The organism is Burkholderia sp. LMG 13014 (genome assembly GCF_905232215.1).
Classification (GTDB): Bacteria; Pseudomonadota; Gammaproteobacteria; order Burkholderiales; family Burkholderiaceae; genus Burkholderia.
The window spans coordinates 1-5165 of sequence record NZ_CAJNKE010000431.1 but is presented as its reverse complement, the minus strand read 5'-3'; the positions used below and the strand labels follow the sequence as shown (position 1 = coordinate 5165).

Sequence of the window (5165 nt, the reverse complement as noted above, 5' to 3'; positions counted from 1 at the left end):
AATGCGCATGGTTCCGCACGCTCGCGCCCGAGCACCAGGCGCTCGTGCTCGCACAGTCGCGCGTCGAGCAGTGCGAGGCCGGCGACGTGATCGCACACCGGCTCGCGCCGTCGGAATACTGGATCGGCGTGCACCGCGGGCTGCTGAAGCTCGCGATCTTCAATGCGTCGGGGCGCGGCTGCACGTTCTCCGGCGTGCCGTCGGGCGGCTGGTTCGGCGAAGGCAGCGTGATCAAGCGCGAGCTGCGCAAGTACGAGGTCGTCGCGATCCAGCGCTCGACCGTGCTGTTCGTGCCGGTCGATACATTCCACGCGCTGCTCGACACGAGCCTGCCGTTCACGCGTTTCGTGATCCACCAGTTGAACAACCGGATGGGCGAATTCATCGCGTCGATCCAGAACAGCCGGCTGCTGGACGTCGACGCCCGCGTCGCGCAGGCGCTCACGCAGTTGTTCAACCCCGACCTGTACCCGGACACCGGTCCGTCGCTGTCGATCTCGCAGGAGGAACTGGGGATGCTCGTCGGCGTATCGCGGCAGCGGATCAACCAGGCGCTGCAGCAGCTCGAAAAGCTCGGCGCGTTGCGGCTCGCCTACAACCAGATCGACGTCGTCGACCTGGGGGCGCTCGCGCGCGTCGGGATCGAGCAGATCTGAGCGCGGGCCGATGAACGGAATCGCCGCCGACGCAGCCTGCCCGTCCGGTATCGCGGCCGTTTGCCGGCCGTCGCGTCACGCTGCGTTTCCTCTGCTGAATCGGCAATCGGCCGCTGCGCCCCAACCTGACAATTCCGCCAGTTTCGCGACAGTAACCCGTTCCACGCCGACGCCTATCATTCGGGTTCCCTTTACCCACGCCTGATCACCGCCTGTCCCGCTGCCTCCATGTGGATCGTCAATCTCGCGCTCAAGCGCCCCTACACGTTCATCGTGATGGCCATCATGATCGTGCTGGCCACCCCGCTTGCGCTGATGCGCACGCCGGTCGACGTGCTGCCCGCGATCAACATTCCCGTGATCAGCGTCATCTGGAATTACAGCGGCTTCTCCGCGACCGAGATGACGAACCGCATCACGTCCGTGCATGAGCGGATCCTGACGACGACCGTCAACAACATCCAGCACGTCGAATCGACGTCGCTGCCCGGCATCGCGGTCGTGAAGGTGTTCCTGCAACCGGGCGCAAACGTGCAGACGGCGATCGCGCAGACGGTCTCGTCCGCGCAGGCGATCGTGCGGCAGATGCCGCAGGGCGCAACGCCGCCGCTCGTGATCACCTACTCGGCGTCGAGCATTCCGGTGATCCAGCTCGGGCTGTCGAGCAAGACGCTCAGCGAACAGTCGCTCGCCGACATCGCGCTCAACTTCCTGCGCCCGCAGCTGATCACGGTGCCGGGCGTGCAGATCCCGTTCCCGTACGGCGGCCGCACGCGTGTGGTCGCGATCGACCTCGATCCGCAGGCGCTGCAGGCGAAGGGGCTCACGCCCGCCGACATCGTCAACGCGGTCAACGCGCAGAACCTCGTGCTGCCAACCGGCACCGCGAAGATGGGCCAGACCGAATACCGGATCGACACGAACGCGTCGGCCGATACGATCGCCGACATCAGCAGCCTGCCGGTCCAGACCGTCAACGGCGCGACGACCTACCTGCGCGAGGTGGCATCGGTACGCGACGGCTTCGCGCCGCAGACCAACGTCGTGCGCCAGAACGGCCAGCGCGGCGTGCTCATCTCGATCCTGAAAAGTGGCGACGCGTCGACGCTCAAGGTCGTGTCGGACCTGAAAACGCTGCTGCCGAAGGTGATCCCGACCCTGCCCGAGGGGCTCACGATCACGCCGCTGTTCGACCAGTCGGTATTCGTCAACGCGGCCGTCCAGGGCGTGATCCACGAGGCGCTGATCGCCGCCGTGCTAACCGCGATGATGATCCTGCTGTTCCTCGGCAACTGGCGCAGCACGCTGATCATCGCGATCTCGATCCCGCTGTCGATCTTCACGTCGCTGATCGCGCTGTCCGCGCTCGGCGAGACCATCAACATCATGACGCTCGGCGGCCTCGCGCTCGCGGTCGGGATTCTGGTGGACGATGCGACGGTGACGATCGAGAACATCGAGCGGCACCTGCACCTCGGTACCAACCTGCACGACGCGATCCTCGAAGGCGCCGGCGAGATCGCGGTGCCCGCGTTCGTGTCGACGCTGTGCATCTGTATCGTGTTCGTGCCGATGTTCTTCCTGACCGGCGTCGCGCGCTTCCTGTTCGTACCGCTCGCGGAAGCCGTCGTGTTCGCGATGCTCGCGTCGTACGTGCTGTCGCGCACGCTGGTGCCGACGCTCGCGATGCTGCTGTTCCGCCCGCAGCAGGCCAGCACCGGCCCCGATCATGCGCGCACGCGCTTCGCGCGCATCCACCATGCGTTCAACAACGCGTTCGAGCGGCTGCGCGCGTGGTACATCGTGCTGCTCAGCATCCTGCTGGTGCGCCGCCGCTTCTACGCGATGTGCTTCCTCGGCTTCTGCGTGCTGTCGACGGGCCTCGTGTTCGTGCTCGGCCGCGACTTCTTCCCGAATGCCGATTCCGGCAATATCCGGCTGCACATGCGCGCGCCGACCGGCTACCGGATCGAGGAAACCGCACGCCTCGCCGACCAGGTCGAGCGCGTGATCCGCGAAACCGTGCCGCCGGACGAACTCGGCGCGATCGTCGACAACCTCGGCCTGCCGGTGAGCGGCATCAACCTGTCATACAGCAACGCGGGCACGATCGGCACGCTCGACGGCGAGCTGCTGATCGCGCTGAAGCCCGGCCACCGCGCAACCCAGCACTACGTGCAGGCGCTGCGCACGGTGCTGCCCGAGCGCTTCCCGGGCGTCGAGTTCTTCTTCCAGCCGTCGGACATCATCACGCAGATCCTGAACTTCGGCCAACCGGCCGCGATCGACCTGCAGGTGCTCGGCAACGATCTCGCGAGTAACATGACTATCGCGAGCAGCCTGATGAAAAAGTTCAGGCAAATCCCCGGCGCCGTCGACGTGCACGTGCTGCAACGCAACGACGAGCCGACCCTGCTGGCCGACATGGACCGTACGCGCATGCAGCAGCTCAATCTCTCCGCGCAGAACGTCGCGCAGAACATGCTGATCTCGCTGTCCGGCAGTTCTCAGACCACGCCGTCGTTCTGGATCAACCCGCGCTCCGGTGTCCAGTACCCGCTGCAGATCCAGACCCCGCAATACAGCATCTCGTCGGTCGACGACCTGCTCGGCACGCCGATCTCCGCAAGCGGCCGCACGGGCACGCCGCTGCAACTGCTCGGCAACCTCGTGCAGGTGCGCAGCACCGCGAACCCGGCCGTGATCACGCACTACAACATCCGCCCGGCGATCGACGTGTACGTGAGCGTCGAAGGCCGCGACCTCGGCGCGGTCGCGGGCGAGATCGACCGCATCGTGTCGGATGCGCGCGCGACGCTGCCGCGCGGCACCGAGCTGACGATGCGCGGCCAGATCGAGACGATGCGTACGTCGTATATCGGCCTCGGCGCGGGCGTCGCGATGGCGATCGTGCTCGTCTACCTGCTGATCGTCGTCAATTTCCAGTCGTGGCTCGACCCGCTGATCATCATCAGCGCGATGCCGGCCGCGCTCGCCGGCATCGTCTGGATGCTGTTCATCACCGGCACGCACCTGAGCGTGCCCGCGCTCACTGGCGCGATCATGACGGTGGGCGTCGCGACCGCGAACAGTATTCTGGTCGTGTCGTTCGCGCGCCAGCGTCTTGAGGCCGGCGCGCCGCCGCTCACGGCCGCGCTGGAAGCAGGCGCAACGCGGATCCGGCCGGTGCTGATGACGGCGCTCGCGATGATCATCGGGATGGTGCCGATGGCGCTCGGGCTCGGCGAAGGCGCCGAGCAGAATGCGCCACTCGGCCGCGCGGTGATCGGCGGGCTGCTGTTCGCCACCGTATCGACCTTGCTGTTCGTGCCGCTCGTGTTCGGCGGCGTGCATGCGCGGCTGGCCCGCCGGCGCGCGCGCCAGGCCGGACACTGACTTTCGTCCCACTACCCGGTTGATTTGGTTGAATTCATGGAAGAGAAACATCACAGCTCCGTCGGCATCCAGGTGGACGAACACGGCATGCACCTGCCGACGCGCACGTCGGTATCGCGACGCGGGAAAATCGTCCTGGTCGTGATCGGCGTGCTGCTGGCCGCCGGCGCCGCGCGCACCGTCTTCGTCAACGTGCTGAACCGCAACCGGCTCGACGCGGTCGCCGAGCAGAACACGCGCCAGTACGTGACGATCGCGCATCCGGTCGATGCGGCCACCGGCGGCAAGCTGACGCTGCCCGGCACGCTGCGCGGCTTCGTCGAGGCGCCGATCTACGCCCGCGCGAGCGGCTACGTGCTGCGCTGGCAAGCCGACATCGGCGCGCACGTGAAGCAGGGCCAGACGCTCGCCGAACTCGACACGCCCGAGCTGAACCAGGAACTCGCGCAGGCCACCGCACAGCGCCAGCAGGCCCAAGCCGCGCTCGCGCTCGCGAAGACGTCGTTCGACCGCGCGCAGCAATTGCGCCAGCGCGATGCCGTCTCGCAGCAGGAACTCGACGACCGGCAAGGCGCATTCAACCAGGGCACCGCGAACCTCGCGGCGGCCGACGCGAACATGCGCCGCCTCACCGAGCTGAAAGGCTTCCAGCGGATCGTCGCGCCGATCGACGGGATCGTCACGCAGCGCAACGTCGACGTTGGCGATCTCGTCAGCTCGGGCAACGCGGGCCGCTCGCTGTTCACGGTCGTGCAGGCCGACCGGCTGCGCCTCTACGTGCAGGTGCCGCAGGCGTACGCACAGCAAGTGAAGGTCGGCCAGCACGTGAGCGTCGCGCAGGCCGAGCTGCCGGGCCGCACGTTCGACGGGACGATCACGCGCACGTCCGAGGCGATCGACGTCGCGACGCGCTCGCTGCAGATCGAGATCACGCTGCCGAACCCGGACGGCCGGCTGCTGCCCGGCGCGTACGTGCAGGCGACACTGCCGATGACGCCGGTCGGCCGCCTGCAGGTGCCGGCCAATACGTTGTTGTTCCGTGCCGAAGGCCCGACGGTCGCGACCGTCGACGCGAACGGCCAGGTACGCCTGAAGCAGGTGACGGTCGTGCGC

3 protein-coding genes are annotated in these 5165 nt (G+C 67.2%); all 3 read left to right on the top strand.

What is annotated here, in order from left to right; translation table 11 throughout:
- Nucleotides 1-656 (top strand): Crp/Fnr family transcriptional regulator (locus tag JYJ84_RS27875; RefSeq protein ID WP_205189723.1); only part of this gene is annotated, 656 nt, incomplete at its 5' end.
- A 228-nt stretch (nucleotides 657-884) separates the two neighbouring features.
- The gene (locus JYJ84_RS27870; protein WP_175222034.1) at nucleotides 885-4052 is read left to right on the top strand and encodes an efflux RND transporter permease subunit; all 3168 of its coding nucleotides are present in this window, start codon (nucleotides 885-887) and stop codon (nucleotides 4050-4052) included.
- A 36-nt stretch (nucleotides 4053-4088) separates the two neighbouring features.
- Nucleotides 4089-5165: efflux RND transporter periplasmic adaptor subunit (locus tag JYJ84_RS27865; RefSeq protein WP_205189722.1), on the top strand; the 1077-nt coding region annotated here is incomplete at its 3' end.

Bases quoted from the DNA above. Each gene is read 5' to 3' on its own strand.
- JYJ84_RS27870 (WP_175222034.1), top strand. From the start codon at position 885: ATGTGGATCGTCAATCTCGCGCTCAAGCGCCCCTACACGTTCATCGTG.